Origin of the sequence: Lutibacter oricola (genome assembly GCF_900106565.1) — a bacterium.
GTDB lineage: Bacteria > Bacteroidota > Bacteroidia > Flavobacteriales > Flavobacteriaceae > Lutibacter > Lutibacter oricola.
This window is the reverse complement of record NZ_FNNJ01000001.1, coordinates 50,035-71,971: the sequence shown is the minus strand read 5'-3', so window position 1 is coordinate 71,971 and position 21,937 is coordinate 50,035. Positions and strand designations below refer to the sequence as shown.

20 protein-coding genes are annotated in these 21,937 nt (G+C 27.8%); 13 read left to right on the top strand and 7 right to left on the bottom strand.

What is annotated here, in order from left to right:
* Positions 1 to 433: 433 nt before the first annotated feature.
* Positions 434 to 1,933: a T9SS type A sorting domain-containing protein gene (locus BLU40_RS00265; protein ID WP_090118535.1), complete on the top strand. Its 1,500-nt coding sequence runs from the start codon at positions 434 to 436 to the stop codon at positions 1,931 to 1,933.
* Positions 1,934 to 2,171: 238 nt separating this feature from the next.
* Here BLU40_RS00265 and BLU40_RS00260 read toward each other — a convergent pair whose 3' ends face one another.
* Positions 2,172 to 3,092, bottom strand: coding sequence for a diacylglycerol/lipid kinase family protein (locus BLU40_RS00260; RefSeq protein WP_090118533.1), 921 nt, complete (start codon positions 3,090 to 3,092; stop codon positions 2,172 to 2,174).
* Positions 3,093 to 3,192: 100 nt separating this feature from the next.
* Here BLU40_RS00260 and rnr point away from each other — a divergent pair, with 100 nt between their 5' ends.
* The 4 genes from rnr to BLU40_RS00240 all read left to right on the top strand — a co-directional run bounded on the left by rnr (position 3,193) and on the right by BLU40_RS00240 (position 9,242).
* Positions 3,193 to 5,406: a ribonuclease R gene (rnr, locus tag BLU40_RS00255; protein ID WP_090118531.1), complete on the top strand. Its 2,214-nt coding sequence runs from the start codon at positions 3,193 to 3,195 to the stop codon at positions 5,404 to 5,406.
* Between the two features lie 63 nt (positions 5,407 to 5,469).
* Entirely contained in the window at positions 5,470 to 6,144 is a 675-nt protein-coding gene (locus BLU40_RS00250) for a head GIN domain-containing protein (RefSeq protein WP_090118529.1), read from the top strand.
* Between the two features lie 42 nt (positions 6,145 to 6,186).
* A complete protein-coding gene (gene tatA / locus BLU40_RS00245) occupies positions 6,187 to 6,381 on the top strand; it encodes a twin-arginine translocase TatA/TatE family subunit (protein WP_090118527.1) in 195 nt (64 codons plus the stop codon).
* 287 nt (positions 6,382 to 6,668) lie between these two features.
* Positions 6,669 to 9,242, top strand: a complete 2,574-nt coding sequence (locus BLU40_RS00240; protein ID WP_090118525.1) for a TonB-dependent receptor — start codon at positions 6,669 to 6,671, stop codon at positions 9,240 to 9,242.
* Between the two features lie 152 nt (positions 9,243 to 9,394).
* Here BLU40_RS00240 and BLU40_RS00235 read toward each other — a convergent pair whose 3' ends face one another.
* Entirely contained in the window at positions 9,395 to 9,712 is a 318-nt protein-coding gene (locus tag BLU40_RS00235) for a heavy metal-binding domain-containing protein (RefSeq protein ID WP_090118523.1), read from the bottom strand.
* Position 9,713: 1 nt separating this feature from the next.
* Positions 9,714 to 10,637, bottom strand: a complete 924-nt coding sequence (locus BLU40_RS00230) for an SPFH domain-containing protein (RefSeq protein ID WP_090118521.1) — start codon at positions 10,635 to 10,637, stop codon at positions 9,714 to 9,716.
* 175 nt (positions 10,638 to 10,812) lie between these two features.
* On the opposite strand from BLU40_RS00230, the gene BLU40_RS00225 reads away from it, so the two are divergent.
* Both BLU40_RS00225 and BLU40_RS00220 read left to right on the top strand, forming a co-directional pair.
* Positions 10,813 to 11,160, top strand: coding sequence for a 6-phosphogluconate dehydrogenase (locus BLU40_RS00225; RefSeq protein ID WP_090118519.1), 348 nt, complete (start codon positions 10,813 to 10,815; stop codon positions 11,158 to 11,160).
* 5 nt (positions 11,161 to 11,165) lie between these two features.
* Positions 11,166 to 11,711: an acyl-CoA thioesterase gene (locus BLU40_RS00220; protein ID WP_090118517.1), complete on the top strand. Its 546-nt coding sequence runs from the start codon at positions 11,166 to 11,168 to the stop codon at positions 11,709 to 11,711.
* A gap of 133 nt (positions 11,712 to 11,844) precedes the next feature.
* Here BLU40_RS00220 and BLU40_RS17500 read toward each other — a convergent pair whose 3' ends face one another.
* From BLU40_RS17500 to BLU40_RS17495, 3 genes are all read right to left on the bottom strand, one after another.
* Entirely contained in the window at positions 11,845 to 12,021 is a 177-nt protein-coding gene (locus BLU40_RS17500; protein WP_175454715.1) for a hypothetical protein, read from the bottom strand.
* Positions 12,022 to 12,338: 317 nt separating this feature from the next.
* A complete protein-coding gene (gene gltX, locus BLU40_RS00215) occupies positions 12,339 to 13,862 on the bottom strand; it encodes a glutamate--tRNA ligase (RefSeq protein ID WP_090118515.1) in 1,524 nt (507 codons plus the stop codon).
* 188 nt (positions 13,863 to 14,050) lie between these two features.
* On the bottom strand, positions 14,051 to 14,206 hold the full coding sequence (locus BLU40_RS17495; protein ID WP_175454714.1) for a hypothetical protein: 156 nt from the start codon (positions 14,204 to 14,206) through the stop codon (positions 14,051 to 14,053).
* Positions 14,207 to 14,360: 154 nt separating this feature from the next.
* Here BLU40_RS17495 and BLU40_RS00210 point away from each other — a divergent pair, with 154 nt between their 5' ends.
* From BLU40_RS00210 to BLU40_RS00190, 5 genes are read left to right on the top strand one after another with little or no spacing between them, the layout of a single operon-like run.
* Positions 14,361 to 14,768, top strand: coding sequence for a hypothetical protein (locus BLU40_RS00210; RefSeq protein ID WP_090118513.1), 408 nt, complete (start codon positions 14,361 to 14,363; stop codon positions 14,766 to 14,768).
* Positions 14,769 to 14,795: 27 nt separating this feature from the next.
* Positions 14,796 to 15,431 carry a hypothetical protein gene (locus tag BLU40_RS00205; protein WP_090118511.1) on the top strand — a complete coding sequence of 212 codons (636 nt, stop codon included), beginning with the start codon at positions 14,796 to 14,798 and terminating at the stop codon, positions 15,429 to 15,431.
* A gap of 11 nt (positions 15,432 to 15,442) precedes the next feature.
* Positions 15,443 to 16,072, top strand: coding sequence for a hypothetical protein (locus BLU40_RS00200; RefSeq protein WP_090118509.1), 630 nt, complete (start codon positions 15,443 to 15,445; stop codon positions 16,070 to 16,072).
* Positions 16,073 to 16,075: 3 nt separating this feature from the next.
* On the top strand, positions 16,076 to 16,852 hold the full coding sequence (locus BLU40_RS00195; RefSeq protein ID WP_090118506.1) for a sensor histidine kinase: 777 nt from the start codon (positions 16,076 to 16,078) through the stop codon (positions 16,850 to 16,852).
* A gap of 11 nt (positions 16,853 to 16,863) precedes the next feature.
* Complete coding sequence (locus BLU40_RS00190; RefSeq protein WP_090118504.1) at positions 16,864 to 17,517, top strand: response regulator transcription factor; 654 nt, start codon at positions 16,864 to 16,866, stop codon at positions 17,515 to 17,517.
* On the opposite strand, the gene BLU40_RS00185 is transcribed toward BLU40_RS00190, so the two are convergent.
* Positions 17,514 to 18,428: a glutaminase gene (locus BLU40_RS00185; protein ID WP_090118503.1), complete on the bottom strand. Its 915-nt coding sequence runs from the start codon at positions 18,426 to 18,428 to the stop codon at positions 17,514 to 17,516. The genes BLU40_RS00190 and BLU40_RS00185 overlap by 4 nt on opposite strands.
* Positions 18,429 to 18,591: 163 nt before the next feature.
* Between BLU40_RS00185 and BLU40_RS00180 the strand changes: the two genes are divergently transcribed.
* The gene (locus tag BLU40_RS00180) at positions 18,592 to 21,936 is read left to right on the top strand and encodes a DUF4175 family protein (protein WP_090118501.1); all 3,345 of its coding nucleotides are present in this window, start codon (positions 18,592 to 18,594) and stop codon (positions 21,934 to 21,936) included.
* Position 21,937: the final 1 nt, after the last annotated feature.

Here is a 21,937-nt window from a genome sequence, read left to right as displayed (position 1 = left end):
TTATAATTGAAATAACTAATACAGAAACTGACATTAGAATACCAAATTTATTTTTTATTTTTTTAGAGTAGGTTATCAACATTTAGAAATACGTTATTAACATTTTTCAACTGATTTTTTATTAAAAAAATAAGTTAATTGACATTATAAATAGATTGTTAATAACCTAGCTAACATTATTGAAGTTTAAGCTTTTAAATTTTAATTAAATGTTAATATGTATCGATAACTCATATATCAAAATTAAAAATCAACTAGTTATTGTACATATTAACACTCTATAATAACAGAAAATATTTTTTTAAAATTTTTAAAACTTCTTTTATTATATATATATATGTTAATAACATCTACTTATAAGTAAAATTTAAAAATCAATTAATAGTTTATAAATAACTAATTTTATAAAAAAATAATATTTAAATTAAAAATTATGAAAAGAAAATTACTCATTTTAAGTTTATTAATCCCTTATCTTTTTTATGGTCAAGTACTCTTAGGAAATGATATTGATGGTGAATTATCTAATGATCGTTCAGGTCATAGTGTTAGTTTATCTAATAACGGTCAAACTGTTGCTATTGGTGCTTATTTAAATGATGGAAATGGATCAAATTCTGGTCATGTACGTGTTTACAGATATAATAACTCTAGTTGGAGTTTATTAGGAAATGATATTGATGGTCCTGTTGCTGGTGATCAATCGGGATGGAGTGTAAGTTTAGCTGGAGATGGAAATAGTGTTGCAGTTGGAGCTCCTGAAAATGATGGAGTATTTAATGGAGGTGAAGTTCGAGTATATAAGTATAATACTACTTCAAGTTTATGGGATCAAGTAGGTAATGATATTATTGGTCAAAGTGCTGGTAATAAATCTGGTTGGAGTGTAAGTTTATCTACTGATGGTGGTATAGTTGGAATTGGATCGTATTTAAACAGTACTAATGGTTTTAATAGTGGTCACGTACGTATTTTTAAATTTAATAGTGCTAATAATTTATGGGAACAACTAGGTAATGATATTAATGGATCTTTTAATATTGATTATTTTGGTAGAAGTCTTAGTTTATCAAATGATGGCAAAACAATAGCTGTTGGTGCAAATGGAAATGATGGAAATGGCTCAAATTCTGGTCATGTACGTATTTTTAAATTTGATGAATCAAATTGGAATCAAGTTGGAAATGCCATAGAAGGTGAAGTTATGGATGATAACTCTGGTTGGAGTGTTAGTTTATCCGATAGTGGAAATGAAGTTGCAATAGGTTCTTATTTAAACGATGAAAATGGATTAAGTTCTGGACAAGCTAGAGTATTTAAAATTAATACAAGCACTAATTTATGGGAAAAATTAGGTAATAATATTAATGGTGAAGCGAATTCAGATCAGGCTGGTTGGAGTGTAAGTTTATCTGGTGATGCTAGTATTGTTGCAGTAGGATCTACTTTAAATGATGATAATGGAACTGATTCTGGACATGTTCGAATTTTTAAATATACAGCCAGCGGAAATTTATGGAATCAAGTAGGTGAAACAATTGAAGGTGAAGCAGTAGATGATAATTCTGGTGGTAGTGTAAGTTTATCTGGTGATGGTAGTATTGTAGCTATAGGAGCATCTGGAAATGATGGAAATGGTTCTAATTCTGGTCATGTTCGTGTTTATGATTTATCTGCTGAAGTTTTAAGCACAAAAGATACTTTTTTAGAAGAAAGTTTAAGCGTATACCCTAATCCAGCTACTTCTCAATTTCATATAAAAATTACAAATCAATTAGAATTAAAATCAATTAGTTTAATTAATAATATAGGCCAACAAGTACTTGTTACTTCAAAAAATAATATTGATGTAACTAATTTAAATAGTGGGGTTTACTTTGTAAAAATTGAAACAGATAAAGGAAATACTGTTAAAAAATTAGTGATTAAATAGATACTAAAGTTTTGTAGATAAGTTTAATAAGCGAGGTTGAGACGAAACAGTTTCAACCTCGTTTGTTGTAGTAAACGAGTTGTTTATACTTTTAACTGTGAAGTAGATTCCTACTCCAAATATGATTAAAAATAGTATAATAATTTTGTATAAACGTTTCATTGCTAATTGTTTCCTTTTCTATATAGACGAAACAATTTAACTTTTGTTACACTTTTTTTAAGAAAATTTTAACTTTTTACAATTTTGGTACAATAAATTGAAGTGCTCTTGGTATAATTGAAGCCGTAAAATTATCAGTTTCAATTAACTCTCCATCGGCTTGAATATAAATATTTTCGTTATTTTTTATTGAAACTTTTATAACTGAAGTTTTATAAGTATTAAAAATTGGTAATTGTGTGGCTTTACCATTAAATATTTTTGAAATATGTTTTATAACTGTAAAAAATGAAACTTTTTTTACATAAGAAATATCAAATAATCCATCGTTAGTTTTTACGTTTTCAGTTAGTTGCATTCCACCACCAGAGTATTTACCAATACCAATTAATAACATTAAACTTTTACCAGAAATAGTAGTTTCATTAAATTCTATATGTAAATTTTTACGTTTAAAACCTATTAAACTTACTAAAGCACCAATTATGTAAGCTAAAAAACCTAAATATTTATATTTATGAACCTTGTTAACAACATGACCATCAAAACCAATACCAGCTAAATTATTAAAATAGAAGTCTTTTTTAAGTGTAGTTAAACTTAGTTTTCCAATATCTTGTTGGTAAATATATTCTTCTTTTATAATTTCAATTGCTTTTTTATAGTTGATAGGAATTTGATAACTTTTTACCCAATCGTTACCTGTTCCAATAGGAATTACACCTAACTTAATAGATTTATAATTAGTTATATTAGAGTTAAAAATACCATTTATAATATTATGTAAACTACCATCGCCACCAACGCTTATTATTTTTAAAAAATTATTATTTATTGCATTTTGAACCAGTTCTGTAGAGTGTTCTTCGTGTTCGGTAAAAGCAACTTCAAAATTAAATTGTTGTGCTATTAATTCTTGTTTAATTTTTGGCCATAACTTTTTTGAAATTCCATTACCCGAAGTTGGATTAACAATAACAAACCATTTTAAATTCATAAAAACTATTTAATTGGCTGCCTAAATTACAAATAATCGTTTAATAACATATTAAAGTTTAAATAGTTGTACTTTTGGTTGAATTAAAAAATGAAAATGAATGTCAAAAAGAAAACAAATCTATAAAAAGAAAGGAAATATAATTAAAGATTTAACTAGAAAAATTCTGAAAGTTTTAAATCAAAATTCTGAAAAAAGCTTTAATTACAAACAAATAGCAGCTAAATTAGAAATAACAGATGCGAACGGCCGTAATCAAATAATTCAAAAATTAGAAGCTTTAAAAGGTCAACAAAAGGTAGAAGAAGTAGATAGAGGAAAATATAAAGTTGTTCCTAGAGATAAATATTATATTGGTACTATAGATGCAACTTCTAATGGAAACGCTTATTTTATTTGCGAAGAATTAGAAAATGATGTTTACATACCTAGTCGAAATTTAAACAAAGCATTAGATAACGATACCGTTAAAATTTACTTATATCAAAGAAAAAATAGTAAAAAAGAAGAGGGTGATGTTGTTGAAATAATTCAAAGAGCAAAAACTGAGTTTGTTGGAGTTTTACAATTAAATAAAAACTTTGGTTTTGTGGTTCCTGATGATCAAAAAATGTACGCCGATATTTTTATACCTCAAAATAAATTGAGAGATGCAGAACATGGTATGAAAGTATTAGCTAAAATGACAGATTGGCCTGCAAACTCTAAAAATCCTTTCGGAAAAATTAAAGAAGTTTTAGGAAAACCAGGAGATCATAACACCGAAATTCATTCTATACTTTTAGAATATGGATTGCCTTATAAATTTCCAGAAAAAGTAGAAGCTGATGCAGCTACAATTCCATTAGAAATTTCAGAAGAAGAAATTGCAAAACGTAGAGATATGCGTAAAGATTTAACCTTTACCATAGATCCAAAAGATGCAAAAGATTTTGATGATGCTTTATCTTTTGAAGTATTAGAAAATGGTAATTATGAAATTGGAATTCATATTGCTGATGTATCTCATTATTTACAAGAAGATACTGTTTTAGATGCTGAAGCTTATGATCGTGCAACATCGGTTTATTTAGTAGATAGAGTAGTGCCAATGTTACCAGAAGTTTTATCGAACGGAGTGTGTTCACTGCGTCCAAATGAAGAAAAATTAACGTTTTCAGCGGTTTTTGAAATTGATGAAAAAGCGCATATAATAAATCAATGGTTTGGTAGAACTGTAACTTATTCCGACAAGCGTTTTGCCTATGAAGAAGCCCAAGAAATTATAGAAACAAAAGGCAATGTTGTTTCAAAAGAAATTTCAATAACAGGAGAATCTTATACCGTTGATGATAAAATTGTTGAAGCAACTTTAAAACTAGATGAACTAGCTAAAAAACTTCGTAAAAGACGTTTAAAGCAAGGTGCAATTACTTTTGATAGAATAGAGGTTAAATTTAATTTAAATGAAAAAGCGGAGCCAATTGGTGTGTTCTTTAAAGAATCTAAAGACGCTAATAAACTTATTGAAGAGTTTATGTTGTTGGCTAACCGTAATGTAGCTAAATTTATTGGAGCTAAAAAAGGCGGAGGAGCAAGTAATAATACTTTTGTGTATCGTGTGCACGATGAGCCTGACTTAGAAAAATTAGCATCATTACAAACCATTGTTAGTAAGTTTGGTTATACAAATAAAATAGATACTAAAAACAAGAAAACTACATCTGCTTCATTAAATCAATTATTACAAGATGTGCACGGAAAAGGTGAATCTAATATGATTGAAACCTTAGCTGTTAGATCTATGAGTAAAGCAGTTTATACTACTCAAAATATTGGGCATTATGGCTTGGCTTTTGATTATTATAGTCATTTTACTTCACCAATTAGAAGATATCCAGATGTTATGACACACAGGTTGTTACAACATTATTTAGATGGTGGTAAATCTCCAAAAGCAGAAGCTTATGAAGAGAAATGTAAACATTCTTCAGAAAGAGAGTATTTAGCTTCTAAAGCAGAACGTGATTCTATAAAATATATGCAAGTAAAATATATGGCCGATCATAAAGATCAGGAATTTGAAGGTGTAATTTCTGGTGTTACTGAATGGGGAATTTATGTAGAAATTATTGAAAATAAATGTGAAGGAATGGTAAGAATTCGTGATATAAAAGACGATTATTATATTTACGATGAAAAACAATATGCATTAGTTGGACAATCTACTCAAAATATGTATCAATTAGGTGAGCAGGTTAAAATTAAAGTAAAAAATACAGATTTAGAACGTAAACATTTAGATTTCACTTTGCTAGAAAAGATTAGTAATTAATTAACATTTTTAGGCACAATTATTGTTTAATTACTGTGTTATAATTTTATAAAAAGTATAAAAATGAAAAAACTAATCTTAGTATTCGTATTAATAAGTACAATAGGTTTTGCACAAGAATCAATTACAAAAAACTTAGGAGATTTTAATCAACTTAAAGTTTATAATGGTTTAGATGTTGAACTTAAAAAAGGTAGTGAATCTAAAATTGAAATAACAGGTTCACAAGCAGAAGATGTTACTATTAAAAATTCTAATGGAACATTAAAAATTAGATTAAAATTTCCTGAAAGATTCACTTCTGATGATGTAAATATTGTTGTTTACTATTCAAAAGATATAGATATTTTAGATGCTAATGAAGGAGCCGAAATTTTTTCAGAAGAGAAAATTAAACAATCTCATTTAGAAGTAAAAGTACAAGAAGGTGCTAAAATAGATTTAGATATTAAAGTAAAACATTTAGAAGTAAAATGTGTTACAGGTGGTATTATAAATTTAGAAGGTAAAGCAACAAACCAAACTATAGAAGCTACTACTGGTGGTGTTTATGATGGTTATAATTTACAAAGTATTACAGTTATGGTTACAGCGGCATCGGGCGCTAAAGCCGAAGTTGATGCTAAAGAATTATTAGATGCTAAAGTACGTTTTGGAGGAAATATTTATTATAAAGGAACACCAGAAACTATAAAATCTAAAAAGATTATTGGAGGTACAATAAAGCATGTAGATTAAGTTATTTTAATTGTTATCTTTGTAATTCTAAAATTAAATTAAATGAACGCATTACATATATTTTTAGGAATGGTTGGTCCGTGGCAATGGATTATTATCGGGTTAGCTATTTTATTATTATTTGGTGGTAAAAAACTACCTGAATTAATGAAAGGTCTTGGTGGCGGAATTAAAGAATTTAAGAAAGCTACAAAGGAAGATGGTGAAGAGGATGAAAAAATTGATGAAAAGAAATAATTTAATGTTCAAAATTATTATTTAAAACCGATGCTTTTAGCATCGGTTTTTTTATGATTTAGTTTTAAATAACTTCATTTTTAAGTAGGATGTTAACCTAATGCACTATACAAATTATATATTAAATGTATTATTTTCTATCACTTTTTTAAATCTATTGTTTGTATTTCAAATATATATATATTTTTGCGCTCAATTATAATGTAACTTAAGTTATATATAATTATTTATTTTATTGAACTTCAACAAGTTTAATTAATACTATTAATAATAAATAAAAGACAATTATGTTAAAAAAAATCTTACTTGTATTAAGTGTATCAATTTTTACCGTTTTAGGTATTGAAGCACAAAATGGTACAGTGTCAGGATCTATTGTAGATGCAACTTCAAAAGAAAACATTCCTTTTGCAACATTAGTTTTAAAATCTAGTAAAACAACCAAAGGTGTAAGTTCAGATTTTGATGGAAACTTTATTTTTGAAAAAATCCCTGCAGGAAACTATCAATTAAAAATATCTTATATCGGTTTTACAGATAAAGTAATTGAAAACATAAACGTTTCAAAAAATAAACCAACTATTAGTTTGGGCAAAATTTTATTAGCTGTTGGCACAGAAGCTTTAAAAGAAGTTGAAATTACTGGTGTTAATAAAACACAAGTAACTAAAATTGATAGAAAATCATACAAAGCTTCAGATTTTGCTACTGCTAAAGGTGGAACAGCTAGTGATGTTTTAAATAAATTACCTTCAGTAAATGTTGCTTCAGACGGAAAAGTTTCTGTTCGTGGTACTGAGGATTTTATGGTGTATTTAAACGGAAAACCAACCAATATTGAACCTTCAGTTTTACTAGCTCAAATTGCGAGTAATAATATTGATAAAGTGGATATTATTTCGGTTCCAACAGCTCGTTATGATGCACAAGGAAAAGGTGGTATTGTAAATATTACTACAAAAAAAAATGTAGCATCTGGTTTATCAGTTTCTGTTAACGGTTTATTAGGTGGTGCACCTTGGAATAATTTAACTGATGTTTATAGCAAGCACGATTTAAAAGACGACCGTTATGGTGGTGGTTTTAACTTAAGTTACGGAACAGAAAATGTAGTTTTATATGGTGGTTTTAACTACAATATGAAAAATGTAAATGGTAGACGTTCTGGTGAAGCAAGAGTGTTAACAACTCCAGGAATTGGTGAATTTTTTCATATGAATGCAAAAAATGGTGAACGTCCAGAGTGGTACGAAAACTATTCTGCAAATGCCGGAATTGATTTCAATTTAAGTGATACTAAACAACTATCGCTGTCTTATTTCTACGGAAATAGAAACGAAGGTAGAGCTGCTTATTATATTTACAATACATTTTTTGCTACTGCCGATCAATCTGGTAAGCATACAGAGCGTTTTATGTATAATCCTAATGTAGATAACAGAGATGGAAAATACAATACCTTTAACGTAGATTATACTTCTAAATTAGAGAACAATGCAACTTTTAAAATGGCTGCAGCTTATGAAACTTCAAAATTAAGTAGAGAGTTAAATAATAAAAACTATTTCTATACTTCTAGAGAGGATGTTGATAATGATGTGGTTAATAACTACGCAAACGCTTACCAAGCTAACGATTATTCATTATCTGACGAAACACCTTTAAAAGGTGCTCGTTTTGCCACAGATTACGAGAAAGAGTTTGATAACGGAAATTCTTTTGGAACAGGTTTACAAGTTCAATACACAAATATTGATGGTGATTTTAAATTTAACAACGATTTGGTTACTAAAGATTTAGATAACTCTATAGATTTAACAAGAACTGTGTACGCAGCATATGTAGATTATTCTGGAAAAGCAGGAGATTTAAGCTATATTTTTGGTGTAAGAGCTGAGTACCAAGATCAATCTATGGATATTGCAAGAACAGATTATGTTCCAATTTTTGGATCTAATTTACAATCTAACTATTCTCAAAACGATTTTGATTTATTTCCATCGGCACATTTAAGTTATAAATTAAATGACAATAACAAGTTAACTTTAGCTGGAAGTAGAAGAATTAACAGAGCTTCTGTTACTAAATTAGCACCGTTTTTATATAGAAGACACTTTGAAGTTTATGTAGTTGGAGATCCAGAATTAGAAGCAGAATATTTAAACAATGTTGAATTAAGTTTTAATAAATCTGTTGGCAAACACACATTTAATTTAACTGGTTTTTATCGTGGAACTGATAATACAGTATTTAGAGTAAACACTGTAACTACACAAGTAGAAAATGCTCCGTTATACAATATTTTAGGTGAAGATGTTTTAATTAGATCTTATACAAATGCAGGTAATTCAACAAGTTTGGGAGCAGAGTTTGATGCTAATATTATGGTTAATTCTTTTGCTAAATTATTTGTTGGAGCTTCGTTATACAACTATCAAATAGATGGTGAAGTATTTGGTTATGATGTTGATCAAAACAGTACAAACTGGTCTGTAAAAGGGAATGTAGTATTTACATTATCTGACGAGTTTAAATTCAACTACGACTTTAGTAGAAAATCTAATACAGTAACTTCTCAAGGTCAAAACGATGCTTTTTCAGTATCTAATGTAGCGTTAAACTATCAACCTAAAGATGCTAAAGAATGGAATTTCTCATTTAGAGGTTTAGATATTTTTGCACAAAATGATCAAGGTTTAGATACCAATGCTTTCAATGCTGTTAATGATCAAATTTTTTATCAAGAAACATTGTATGAGCGTATGGGACCAGTTTTTGAATTAGGTGTAACATATTCATTCAATGCAAAAGGAAAGAAAAAGAAATCAAAATCATTCCAAGCTAATAAACACTTTAAATAGAATAAATTGTCATTTTTAAATAAAGTGATAACGAAATGAAGAATCTTTTTATTAAGAAAATGAGATTCTTCGCTTAGGCTTAGAATGACATTAAAAACAAAAAAATCCTCGCAATTGCGAGGATTTTTTTCGTTATAAATTAATAAATACTTTTAGTATTTAACAGCAGTTCCTGATGCAGTAACCATAAGCATTCCACCGTTTTTTCCAACAGTTTCATAATCTAAATCAATACCAATTACGGCATTTGCACCAAGTCTTTGAGCTTGTTCTTGCATTTCTTTTAAAGCAGTGTCTTTGGCTTCTCTAAGCACTTTTTCATAAGAACCTGATCGTCCACCAACAATATCTCTAATGCTTGCAAAAAGATCTTTAAAAAGGTTAGCTCCAATAATGGTTTCTCCAGTTACAATACCTAAATATTCTTTTACTGGTTTTGTTTCAATAGTTGTAGTAGTAGTTAAAATCATTTTATTTTTTGTCTAGTTTTTTCTTATCAATATTTGAAGATTCGTTTATTTTGTTAGCTGCAACCAAACTAGTAACCATATCGTTTAACATAGAACTAGCTGCGTTAGGGTTATTTGGTAACAATATTAAGTTAGAGTTGGTGTCTTGTCCAATACTTTGTAATGTATCATAATGTTGTGTAATTACAATTAATGCAGAGGCTTCTTGGCTGTTAATTCCTGCACCATTTAAAACATCTACACTTTCTTCTAAACCACGTGCAATTTCTCTACGTTGGTCTGCAATACCTTTACCTTGTAAGCGTTTACTTTCTGCTTCTGCTTTTGCACGTTCTACAATTAAAATACGTTGAGCATCACCTTCGTGTTGTGCAGCAATTTTTTCTCTATCTGCTGCATTAATTCGGTTCATGGCAATTTTTACTTTTTCATCTGGATCAATATCTGTTACTAAAGCTTTAATAATATCATAACCATATTCAAGCATTGCATGCTTTAAATCACGTTGAATAGCTATGGCTATTTCCTCTTTCTTTTCGAATACGTCATCTAATATCATTTTAGGTACTTCGGCACGTACAACATCAAAAATAAAGGCTGTAATTTGTTCATGCGGATTTTGAAGCTTGTAAAAAGCATCGTAAACGTGATCTGGTCTAATTAAAAACTGTACAGAAATTTTTAAGTGAACAAAAACATCATCTTGTGTTTTTGTTTCAACAATAACATCTAATTGTTGAATACGTAAACTAACACGTCCGGCAACTCTATCAATTAAAGGTATTTTTAGGTTTAAACCTGGTCTTCTAATACTTGTAAATTTACCAAAGCGTTCAATAACTGCATTGGTTTGTTGCTTCACAATAAATAGTCCTGAAGCAATAAGAACTACAATAATAAAAATAATAATGTAAGTTGGTATCATTTGAATTTTTTTAAAGGTTAATTAAGTATTAAATATACAATGTTTTAAGTATTAATTAAAAGCGAATTGTATCTATTTGTATGTAAATTATTCAAAATGTTACAGTTTGTAAAAAATTTGGTTAAAATTATACATGAATATTCGATTGGTTATATTTGCTTTTTAAAATTATATTATGAAAAAAGTTTTAGCAAGTTTTATAACTATTGTATTTTTAGGTTTAGCACTTTATTTTACAGCTATTTATTATTTTACCTATAGTGAAGGTTATAGAGCAGGAGAACTAGTTAAATTTAGTAATAAAGGTATTTTATTTAAAACTTGGGAAGGAGAAATAAGTCAAGGAGTATCTGAAGCTCAAATTTTTACTTTTTCTGTTGAAGATAATGAAAAAGAAGTAATTAAATTATTGCAAGATTTACAAGGTAAAGATGTAAAACTAACTTATAAAGAGCGTTTTTCAACGTTTCCTTGGTTAGGAGATACTAAGTATTTTGTAATTAAAGTGGAAAAAACAGAATAGATTTTATGGAGAACGTATTTAAAAAACCTGAAGATTCAGAAATTATTTTAACAGAGTTAATGTTACCATCGCATTCCAATTTTAGTGGAAAAATACATGGTGGCTATATTTTATCTATTATGGATAAAGCAGCTTTTGCTTCGGCCTCAAAATTTTCGGGTGAGTACTGTGTAACAGCATCTGTAAATAGGGTAGATTTTTTAAATGCAATTGAAGTTGGTGAGTTATTAACATTAAGAGCTCAGGTTAATTATGTGGGTAGATCGTCTATGGTTGTTGGTATTAGAGTAGAATCTCAAAATATTAGAACAGGTGTTGTTAAACACTGTAATTCATCTTATTTCTCTATGGTTGCAAGAGATGAAAACGGAAAAGGTGTGCAAGTTCCTGGTTTAATTATATCTAATGAAACTGATATGCGTAGGTATTTACGATCTATAAAGCATATAAAAATGAGACATGAACGTAAAATAGAATTTAGTGCAGAGAACTTTCAACCAGAAAAGTATAAAGATGCTTTGAAAGACTACAATGTTAAAATAGAGATATAAAAAAAGGAGCTGAAAAGCTCCTTTTTTGTTTTATATAATTGTTATTCTGAACGATAGTGAAGAATCTTTAGGTTGTTAGATAGATTCTTCTTTTCGTTATCACTTCATTCAGAATGACAAATGTTTATTTTTATTAAGTAATACTTTTTTTATTTTTTTTATTGAAAATTGTCTTACCAGAAATTAATATTATCATACCAGCTGCTATAAGTAGCCCAGTAATAAAATCGGTAAAGTCATTTTCTAAAGTAGAATGGATTGTTATTCCAGCTATCATTATTAATAATCCTATAACTCTCGTTTTATTCATAGTTGTATCTTTTTTATTTTGTTATACCTACTGCAGTAATACATACTTTTTTTTTTAATCTAAAAAACATAGCGTTATGCTGAACCTAAAACAAGTTTAGTTTTATAATACTTTTAATTTATACTTGTCATTCTGAACGATAGTGAAGAATCTCACATAGTATCGAATAAGAAATTCTTAATTCCACTTTGTTTCATTTAGAATAACAAATAGTATTTTTTTAAGTTGTTATAACTGCGGAGGCAGGTATCTATTTTTTATATTTAAAACTAAATTATCGAGAACTTGAAACAAGTTCAGCATGACGAGTTTTAGTTCTACAACGTATCAATAGCATTTTTAATTCTATCTATTGTTGCTTGTTTTCCAATCATTTCAGCAATATCAAATAGGTGAGGACCTTTCATAGCACCTACCAAACTTAAACGGAAAGGTTGCATAATTTTTCCAAAACCAATTTCTTTACCAGTAATCCATTCTTTTACAATAGTTTCAATATTTGTTGAATTGAAATTTTCAATACCTTCTAGTACAGCAATTAATTCGTTCATTAAAACTGGCGTATCTTCTTTCCATTGTTTACGTGATGCTTTTGCATCGTATTCAGTTGGAGCTTCAAAAAAGAAGTTACTTAAATCCCAAAAATCATTTACAAAAACGGCTCTTTCTTTTATTAATGAAACTACTTTTTCAATAGTTTTTTCTTCGGAAGAAATCCCTTTTTCTTTTAGAATTTCAGCAAATAAAATAGCTAAATCTGCATTTGATTTTTGCTGCATATATTGTTGATTAAACCACTTTGTTTTGTCTGGATCAAAACGAGCTCCTGATTTATTTACACGCGCTAAATCAAAAGTTTTTACTAATTCTTCTAACTCAAATAATTCTTGCTCAGTACCTGGATTCCAACCTAATAATGCTAAAAAGTTTACAACAGTTTCCGAAAAATATCCATCTTCTTTATAACCTCTAGAAACTTCACCTTCAGCATTTGTATACGCTAATGGAAATACTGGGAAACCTAATTTATCACCATCACGTTTGCTTAACTTTCCTTTACCAACTGGTTTTAAAATAAGTGGTAAATGTGCAAATTGTGGTGCTTGCCAATCAAAAGCTTCATACAAAGCAATATGAAGTGGAAGTGAAGGCAACCATTCTTCACCACGAATAACGTGCGAGATTTCCATTAAATGATCATCTACAATATTTGCTAAATGGTAGGTTGGCATTCCATCACTTTTAAACAAAATTTTATCGTCTAAAATTTCTTTTTTAAATGAAACATGACCTCGTACAATATCATCAGCTTCAATAGTTTCAGCAGTATTATTTTCTGGTTCGTACATTTTAAAACGTACCACATATTTATCGCCGTTAGCAATGCGTTGCTCTACTTCTTCTTTAGAAAGCGAAACCGAATTGGTTAGTTTAGCACGGTTATGCCAGTTATAAATAAAGGTTTTACCTTTAGTTTCGTGGTTTTTTCTATGCGCATCTAATTCTTCAGCAGTATCAAAACAATAATATGCGTTTCCGTTTGCTATAAGCTCTTCAGCATATTTTTTATAAATATCTTTACGTTCAGATTGACGGTAAGGTCCAAATTTTTCATTTTTTCCTGGTCCTTCATCATAAGGAATATTTAACCAATTAAGCGAATCTATAATATATTGTTCGGCATTTGCTACGTACCTAGTTTGGTCGGTATCTTCAATACGTAACACAAAAGTTCCGTTATTTTTTTTAGCAAATAAGTAATTAAAAAGCGCTGTTCTAACACCTCCAATATGTAAAGGTCCTGTTGGACTAGGAGCAAATCGTACTCTAACGTTGTTCATTTCTTGAGTTTTAAAGTGCAAAGATAATTTATAAGAATAAATATTAGAATTTAAAAAGAAAAAAAGGTTACTTGAAAACAAGTAACCTTCTAAAATCAGCCCAATAAATGATTTTAAACCCTTTGATTAGCATCAAAGAAAAAGTTTCGTGGGGAGAGTGTGGATTAATTCTTACTATTAATTCTTAACTATTTAATGATAGAATGTTCAACATTAGTATTTTGAACGTGTTTTGAAATTACTTTATTTAACATAAAAAAGTTAAGAATAACTACAATAACAACAAATAATGTTATCATACTCACTTTACCTATTTTATACATTAAAAATTTTTCTAATTTCATTTTATTTCCCTTTTTCTTTAATGCTATTACAAAAGTATAATAAGTAATTGTTTAAAAATTGGGGTATTTTACTGTTTTATTTAGGGTAAAAACACCTTTTTATTTTATTTAATTATAAATACTATCTTTAACTAATCTTTAATTTTTATTTACAATGACACGAATTACAAAAGATGAAGCAATTGCTTTAAACCAAAATTTTGTTACCACACGAGGTAATATTATAAACAAAACCTTAAAAAAGAAAGATGCTATTTCTAGCTGGTTTTCTGTTGAAGAATTAGAAAAATTTATAACCGATGCTAAGCTAGAAGCTAAGCAGCAAAAGAAAGAAGTTTCTGGCTTTAGAGTTTATTTTGGAGCTTATGGAGTGCAAGAAAAGGACAAAGAAAAAGATAATATGTCTACAATTTTTATTGTGCCAACACAAGAAGTTATTAAAAATAGCGAAACAGAAAATGAACCTGTTGATGCTGTAGTACATAATGCAGATATTACAGATATTGATGGGTTAAATGACGGTGGATTAGGTGATCCTCCATATGGCATATTCCCTCAATAATTAATAACATTACATTAATAAACTATAATGTCGGATAAATATGCTTATATTATAATTTATGCAATAATACTTATTACAGGTATTGTAAGTTATAAAAAATACAACCATAGTTTATTATTAAAATTTTGGTTGTATTTTTTGGTTTATTCGTTTTTAACGGAGTTAGTAGCTAGTTATTTTATCCATATACTAAAAGTAAGAGCATATTTATTGTATAATTTATGGGGTATAATAAGTACGTTGTTTTATCTTATTTTCTATAGTTATATTTTAAAGAAAAAAATAAGAAAAAGATTTGCTTTCTTATTAATTATGGTATTTGTTGTATATACTATTATTGAATTATTATTTTATAAAAAAATACAATCAGATATATTGGTTTTTAATTCCATTATAGGGATGCTGTTAACTGTGCTTATTATATTGATTTATTATATAGAGTTATTAAACAGCGATTCAATTTTAACACTTCAAAAATCCTTATTTTTTTGGATTAGCTTGGGTGTTTTAATTTTTAATATAGGTTTAATACCTGTTTATGTAATAGGTGAATTAATAGATTGGCAAGGTATTTTTAATTATATAATTTTAATTTTAAATATTGTAATGGCTGGTTGTTTTATAACTGGCTTTACTGCTAGTAAAAAGGAGTTTAATAATTAATATAGTTAACAATGCCTTATTATACATATCCGTTACTTTATTTACTAACTATTTTAGTTGGTATTTACAATTATAAAAAGTATTCTCAAAATAAATATCTAAAACTGTTTTTATTTTTTTTGATTTACACCTGTATATCAGAATCTTTTGGAGTTTATTTATATTTAGTTTTAAAAATTAAAACAAATTTTATTTATAGTATATGGAACATTGTTAGTTTTATTTTTTATGCTATTTTCTTTTTAAGTATTATAAAAAATGTAAATAGAAAAAATAGTATTAAAGCATTAATTTTACTTTTTTCTGTAATTACTATAATTAATATTTTTTTAAATGGAATTATTGAAATTCCGTTGATTAATAATATGATTTTAGCTAAATTTTTAATTGCAATATCAGTAATTATTTATTTTATTGAAATAATTAAAAGTGATGAAATTTTAACCATTCAAAAATCATTATTTTTTTGGGTTAGTTTAGGAATCTTTATATACAATATTGGTTTTTTACCGGGTTTTGCTTTGGTAAAATACACGTCATTTGTTGGTATGTTTAAATACATAACTTTTGGTTTAAATATTTTAATGCATTTAAGTTTTATTGCTGGTTTTATAGTTAGTAAAAAGGAGTTTAATAAATAGTTTATGGAGCAAAAAGAATTACAAATATTAGTTTTAATTGTTACTATTGTAATTGTAGTACTAGCAGCTACTTTAGTAGTTTTCTTGTTGTATTTTCAGAAGAAAAAAACAGCATTTATATTAAAACAACGTGAAACGCAATTACGTTTTGAAACAGAAATAAATCAATCTAAATTAGAAATTCAAGAACAAGCCTTGCAAAACATTAGTTGGGAAATACATGACAATATAGGTCAGTTATTATCTGTAGCAAAAATGCAATTAAATATGGTACAATATACCTTACCAGAAACTGAAAAAAGCAAAATTAGTGAGGTTGGTGATATAGTTGGTAAAAGTTTAGAAGAATTGAGAGGTTTATCTAAATCATTAAATCCAGAAACTATTAAAAATAAAGGACTTGTAGATTCGTTAAAGTTTGAAGTTGAACGATTTAACCGTTTAAATATTATTGATGCTAGCTTAAAAATTACTGGTGAAGTATTTGATTTATCTAATGAAAAAGAGATAATTTTATTTAGAATTCTTCAAGAATTTTGTAACAACACATTGAAATATGCCAATGCTAATAACCTAATGCTAAATCTTACTTTTTTAGAAAATAAATTAGAAATTTTAGCCGAAGATAATGGTGTAGGTTTTAATATGTATGATACTTCAAAAGAAAAGGGTATAGGTTTAATTAATATAAAAAGTAGAGCCGAATTAATAAATGCAAAATTAGAATTAAAATCTGCTGTTGAAAAAGGAACTAAGTTGTATATTAGTTGCCTGAAATAAAATGTGTTAAGATGGAGAAGAATAGCCCAATTAAAATTTGCATTGTTGACGATCATCGTTTGTTTTTAGACTCTTTAAAAGGTTTAGTATCAAGCATTAGTAATTTTAATGTAATTGAAGTTTTTAATGATGGTGATGAACTTGTTACTTATTTAAAAGAAGGAAATGAAGCGCCAGATATTGTACTTTTAGACGTAAAAATGAAACGTATGGATGGTATTGCAACCTGTGCTTGGGTTAAAGAAAATTATCCAGAAATTAAAGCGCTTGCTTTATCTATGGAAGTAGATGAAGATACTGTTTTAAAAATGCTAAGAGCAGGAGCAAAGGGGTATTTATTAAAAGATATTCATCCAAATATTTTAGAGCACTCAATAAACGAAGTGCATACAAAAGGTTTTTATTATACAGAGAATATTACTAGTACACTTTTAAATTCTATAGATGGTAAAAAAAGCCACGATGGAGTTGAATTAAAAGAGCGCGAAATAGAATTTTTAAAACTAGCTTGTTCAGAAAGAACATATAAAGAAATTGCTTCTGAAATGTGCTTAAGTCCTAGAACTATAGATAATTACAGGGAAATACTTTTTCAAAAAATAAACTGTAAAACCCGTATTGGTTTGGTTTTATACGCTATAAAAGAAAAAATTGTTATTCTTTAAAAAATAGATAATTCTGTTTTTGTAGTAAATAATTCTAAAGCTTTAAAGCCTTTATTAGAGTTTCCTTTTTTGTTTAATTTTGGGCTCCAAACTGCAATAGCATATTTATTTGGGTGTATGGCAACTAAACCGCCACCAACGCCACTTTTACCAGGTAAACCTACTTTAAACGCAAAATTACCAGCCTCGTCGTAAAGTCCACAAAGTAAGGTAGTTGCATTAATTCGCTTTGCAATGCTTTTAGATATAATTTCTTCGTTGTTATAAGGTAATTTACCCTCATTTGCGTATACTAAAAATGAGGAAGAAAGTTCGTTACAAGTCATTTCTATAGAACACATATGGTAATAAAAATCTAAAACAGTTTCTACGCTGTTTTTTATATTTCCAAATGATTTCATTAGGTTAATATGCGCGGCATTTTTAAAACCACATTTTTTTTCTGAAGCAGCAACAGTTTTGTTAAAATTAATAGCGTTGTTGTTACTTAATTTTTGAACAAAACCTAAAAATTCTTCTTTCGGATTTTTTAAATTACTTACCAAAATATCGCAAATAACTAAAGCGCCAGAGTTTATTAACGGATTTCTAGGTATTCCTTTTTCAAATTCTAATTGCACCAACGAGTTAAAAGGATCTCCAGAAGGTTCTACACCAACACGTTTCCAAACTTTTTCGCCAATTAGTTTTAAAGCTAAGGTTAATGCGAAGACTTTTGTAATACTTTGTATCGAAAATTTTTCATTAAAATTACCAACTCCATAGGTATTATTATTCAGTGTATTTAAGCAAATACCAAATTTAGTTGGATCAATTTTTTTAAGTTCAGGAATGTAATTGGCTACTTTACCTTTATCAGTTTCACTGTTGCAAGTAGTATATATTTCGTTTATTATTTTTTGAAAATCCATAGGTGTAAAATTTCGTAACTAATGTAAAAATTACTCGTAATCTGGCAGCATTTTTATGTAATTATTTTACATAGTTTATGTTAAAATAATGGCAAATAAAAAATTAAAACTTAAAGTACTATAATTTTAGTTATTTTTATAAGTTAAAAACGTTATTACAAAGGTGAGTTATATAAATAACATAGAGCATAAACTTCAAAAGTTTATAAAAAAATATTACGTAAATGAACTTATAAAAGGAGTTATTTTATTTGTTTCAATTGGGTTGTTATATTTTATTTTAACCTTGTTAATAGAATACTTTTTATGGCTTAAACCAATGGCAAGAACCGTTTTATTTTGGTTTTTTATTTTGGTTGAAATTGCGCTGCTAGTATTTTATATTGTAATTCCTTTGTTTAAAATTTTTGGCTTAAAAAGTGGAATATCTAGTATTGAAGCTTCTAAAATAATTGGTAATCATTTTCCTGAAGTTAATGATAAATTGTTGAATATGTTACAATTACATACTTCAAGTCAAAATTCGGAGTTGTTAGAAGCTAGTATTGAACAAAAATCAAAACAACTGCAACCAATACCGTTTATAAAGGCCGTAGATTTTTCAAAAAATAAAAAATATTTAAAATACGCAGTATTACCGTTTATAATTTGGATGTTGGTTTATGTTACAGGTAACATAAATATTTTTAACGATAGTTTTTCTCGTGTTGTAAATCATACGCAAGTGTATGAACCACCTGCTCCTTTTTCTTTTGTGGTTTTAAACCCATCTTTAAAATTTGTTGAAGGCGAAGCGTTTACCATTCAAGTTAAAACTGAAGGAAGTATTGTTCCTGAAAATGCAAAAATTAAATTTTTGAATGAAAATTATTTTTTAGAGAATAATGGCTTAGGAAATTTTAAATACACATTTCCAGGATTAAATGAGTCTGTTTTTATTCAATTTGAAGCTAACAATGTTGTTTCTAAAGAATATAAAGTTGAAGTAATACCAACACCAATAATTACAAATATAAAAATGGTTTTGAACTACCCAAGTTATACAGGTAAGCGTTCAGAAATTATTCAAAATACAGGTAATGCAGTTGTTCCTTTAGGAACTTTTGTTAGTTGGCAAATTGAAACCGATAAAACTGAAAAAGTAGACTTAAATACTGATAATGAAGTGTATACATTTAATAAAACTTCAATAAATCATTTTAATTATAAAAAGCAAGTTCATAAAAACTTAAATTACACCATAAGTTCATCTAATAAAGAATTAAGTAATCACGAGCAATTAAATTTTAATATTGATGTAATTTCTGACGAATTTCCAAAAATTACGGTGCATTCTAATATCGATTCTATTTCTCGAGGACCTGTTCAATTTGTTGGTCAGTTAAGCGATGATTATAAAGTAAGAAAATTACAGTTGGTATATTACAATAAAAATACGCCATCTATTAAAAAGAATTTAAATTTAAAAATTGAAGGAAGCTCCTTTACTAATTTCGATTATACATTTCCAGATCAAATTGAAATTGTAGATGGTATAGATTATGAAATGTATTTTGAAGTTTTTGATAACGATTTTGTAAATGGAAGCAAAAGCACAAAAAGTAAAGTGTTTAGTTATTACAAAAAAACCGAAGAAGAAGTTAAAGAAGAATTGTTGAAGGAGCAGAGTGAATCTATTTCTAATATTTCTAAAGCCCTGGAAAAATCTAAAAAGGATAATTCTAACCTAGAAAAGTTTAAAAATCAATTGCAAAAAAAGGCAGAGTTTAATTGGAACGATACTCAAAAGTTAGAGCAATTTATGAAGCGTCAAACGCAGTATAAAAACATGCTTCAAAAGCAAACAGAAAAATTAGAGAATAATTTAAACGAACAACCAGATATTGAAAAGTTAGCTGAGAAAAAAGAAGATTTAAAAAAACGAATCGAAGAGACTAAAAAGTTAGCAGATCAAGATAAGTTGTTAAAAGAATTACAAAAACTTTCAGAAAAATTAAATAAAGAAGACTTGGTAGAGAAGTTAAAAGAAATGACCAAGAAGAATAAACGAAACGAACAAAGTTTAGAACGTATTTTAGAGTTAACCAAACGTTTTTATGTTGAACAAAAAGCAACTCAAATTCAAGAAAAATTAACCGAGTTAAGCGAAAAACAAAATGAATTGGCTAAAAGCAAAGACGAGGAAAATACTTCAAAAAAACAAGAAGAAATTAATAATGAGTTCGAAAAAATAAAAGAAGATTTTAAAGAGTTAGATAAAAATAATAAAGATTTAATTCGTCCTATGAAATTGCCTAAACCAGATGATGATTTAAAATCTATTGACAAGGATTTAGAAAATGCAATGAACGAATTGAATAAAGAAGAAAATTCAAATTCTAGTGATGGTGGAGATGATAAGAAATCTGACGCAAAAAAGAGTCAAAAATCTGCTGCAAAAAAAATGAAAGAAATGGGGTCTCAAATGGGAGAATCTATGGAAGGGATGGAAGGTGAAGAAATTGATGAAAACATTGAAGATTTACGTAAAATTGTTGAAAACTTAATTGAGTTTTCTTTTCAGCAAGAAGATTTATTAGAAAAATTTTTAAGAGGAAATAATCAACATCCAGAGTTTGCGAAAAATTTAAAAAATCAACATGTTTTAAAAGAATATTTTGAACATATAGATGATAGTTTGTATGCTTTGTCTTTGCGTTTAGTAAAAATGGGTGATAAAATTCAAAAAGAAGTAAGTGATGTACATTACAATATGGATGGAGCTATTTCTAGTTTTACCGAAAACAGATTCGATCAAGGAAGTTCTAAACAACAATTTGTAATAACTAGTGCTAATAATTTGGCTAATAATTTAAGTGTTTTATTGCAAAGTTTAATGAATGCTTCACCAAGTTTTGGTAAAGGAAAAAGTGGTAAAGGACAAGGTTTTAGTTTGCCAGACATTATAAAAAAACAAGGTGAATTAAGCGAGAAAATGAAAGAAGGAATGAAGAGTGGCGAAAAGGGGAAGAAAGGAGAAAAAGGAAAACCGAAAAATGGTAAAGGATCTGAAAAAGGTGAAGGAGATATTAATGGTGAAGATGGTGAGATGAAAAGTGCCGAGTTGTTTGAAATATACAAACAACAAGCTCAATTGAAAGAAATGCTAAAAGAATTATTAGGTGAGCAGGATGGTAAAAATGCAAAAGCTGGTAGTGGTAAAGCTGTTAAGCAAATGGAAGAGTTAGAAAAGGAAATGCTAGAAAAAGGTTTTTCTAAAGAGGTAATTGAGAAAATGCAAAACATAAGTTATGAGTTGCTTAAATTGGAAGAAGCAGAATTAAAACAAGGTAAGGATAGTAAGCGAAAAGCAAATCAAAATAATAGCGATTTTGAAAAAAGAAACATTGAAAAATTGAAGTTACAAAAGCAGTATTTTAATTCAACGGAGATATTAAATAGACAATCATTACCTTTGCGCTCGATTTATAAAAAAAAGGTTCAAGAATATTTCAAAGCAAAACAATAAA

What these genes read in the sequence shown, in the direction of transcription:
- BLU40_RS00265 (WP_090118535.1), top strand. Translation starts at nt 434, where the DNA reads ATGAAAAGAAAATTACTCATTTTAAGTTTATTAATCCCTTATCTTTTT.
- BLU40_RS00260 (WP_090118533.1), bottom strand. Translation starts at nt 3,092, where the DNA reads ATGAATTTAAAATGGTTTGTTATTGTTAATCCAACTTCGGGTAATGGA.
- rnr (WP_090118531.1), top strand. Translation starts at nt 3,193, where the DNA reads ATGTCAAAAAGAAAACAAATCTATAAAAAGAAAGGAAATATAATTAAA.
- BLU40_RS00250 (WP_090118529.1), top strand. Translation starts at nt 5,470, where the DNA reads ATGAAAAAACTAATCTTAGTATTCGTATTAATAAGTACAATAGGTTTT.
- tatA (WP_090118527.1), top strand. Translation starts at nt 6,187, where the DNA reads ATGAACGCATTACATATATTTTTAGGAATGGTTGGTCCGTGGCAATGG.
- BLU40_RS00240 (WP_090118525.1), top strand. Translation starts at nt 6,669, where the DNA reads ATGTTAAAAAAAATCTTACTTGTATTAAGTGTATCAATTTTTACCGTT.
- BLU40_RS00235 (WP_090118523.1), bottom strand. Translation starts at nt 9,712, where the DNA reads ATGATTTTAACTACTACTACAACTATTGAAACAAAACCAGTAAAAGAA.
- BLU40_RS00230 (WP_090118521.1), bottom strand. Translation starts at nt 10,637, where the DNA reads ATGATACCAACTTACATTATTATTTTTATTATTGTAGTTCTTATTGCT.
- BLU40_RS00225 (WP_090118519.1), top strand. Translation starts at nt 10,813, where the DNA reads ATGAAAAAAGTTTTAGCAAGTTTTATAACTATTGTATTTTTAGGTTTA.
- BLU40_RS00220 (WP_090118517.1), top strand. Translation starts at nt 11,166, where the DNA reads ATGGAGAACGTATTTAAAAAACCTGAAGATTCAGAAATTATTTTAACA.
- BLU40_RS17500 (WP_175454715.1), bottom strand. Translation starts at nt 12,021, where the DNA reads ATGAATAAAACGAGAGTTATAGGATTATTAATAATGATAGCTGGAATA.
- gltX (WP_090118515.1), bottom strand. Translation starts at nt 13,862, where the DNA reads ATGAACAACGTTAGAGTACGATTTGCTCCTAGTCCAACAGGACCTTTA.
- BLU40_RS17495 (WP_175454714.1), bottom strand. Translation starts at nt 14,206, where the DNA reads ATGAAATTAGAAAAATTTTTAATGTATAAAATAGGTAAAGTGAGTATG.
- BLU40_RS00210 (WP_090118513.1), top strand. Translation starts at nt 14,361, where the DNA reads ATGACACGAATTACAAAAGATGAAGCAATTGCTTTAAACCAAAATTTT.
- BLU40_RS00205 (WP_090118511.1), top strand. Translation starts at nt 14,796, where the DNA reads ATGTCGGATAAATATGCTTATATTATAATTTATGCAATAATACTTATT.
- BLU40_RS00200 (WP_090118509.1), top strand. Translation starts at nt 15,443, where the DNA reads ATGCCTTATTATACATATCCGTTACTTTATTTACTAACTATTTTAGTT.
- BLU40_RS00195 (WP_090118506.1), top strand. Translation starts at nt 16,076, where the DNA reads ATGGAGCAAAAAGAATTACAAATATTAGTTTTAATTGTTACTATTGTA.
- BLU40_RS00190 (WP_090118504.1), top strand. Translation starts at nt 16,864, where the DNA reads ATGGAGAAGAATAGCCCAATTAAAATTTGCATTGTTGACGATCATCGT.
- BLU40_RS00185 (WP_090118503.1), bottom strand. Translation starts at nt 18,428, where the DNA reads ATGGATTTTCAAAAAATAATAAACGAAATATATACTACTTGCAACAGT.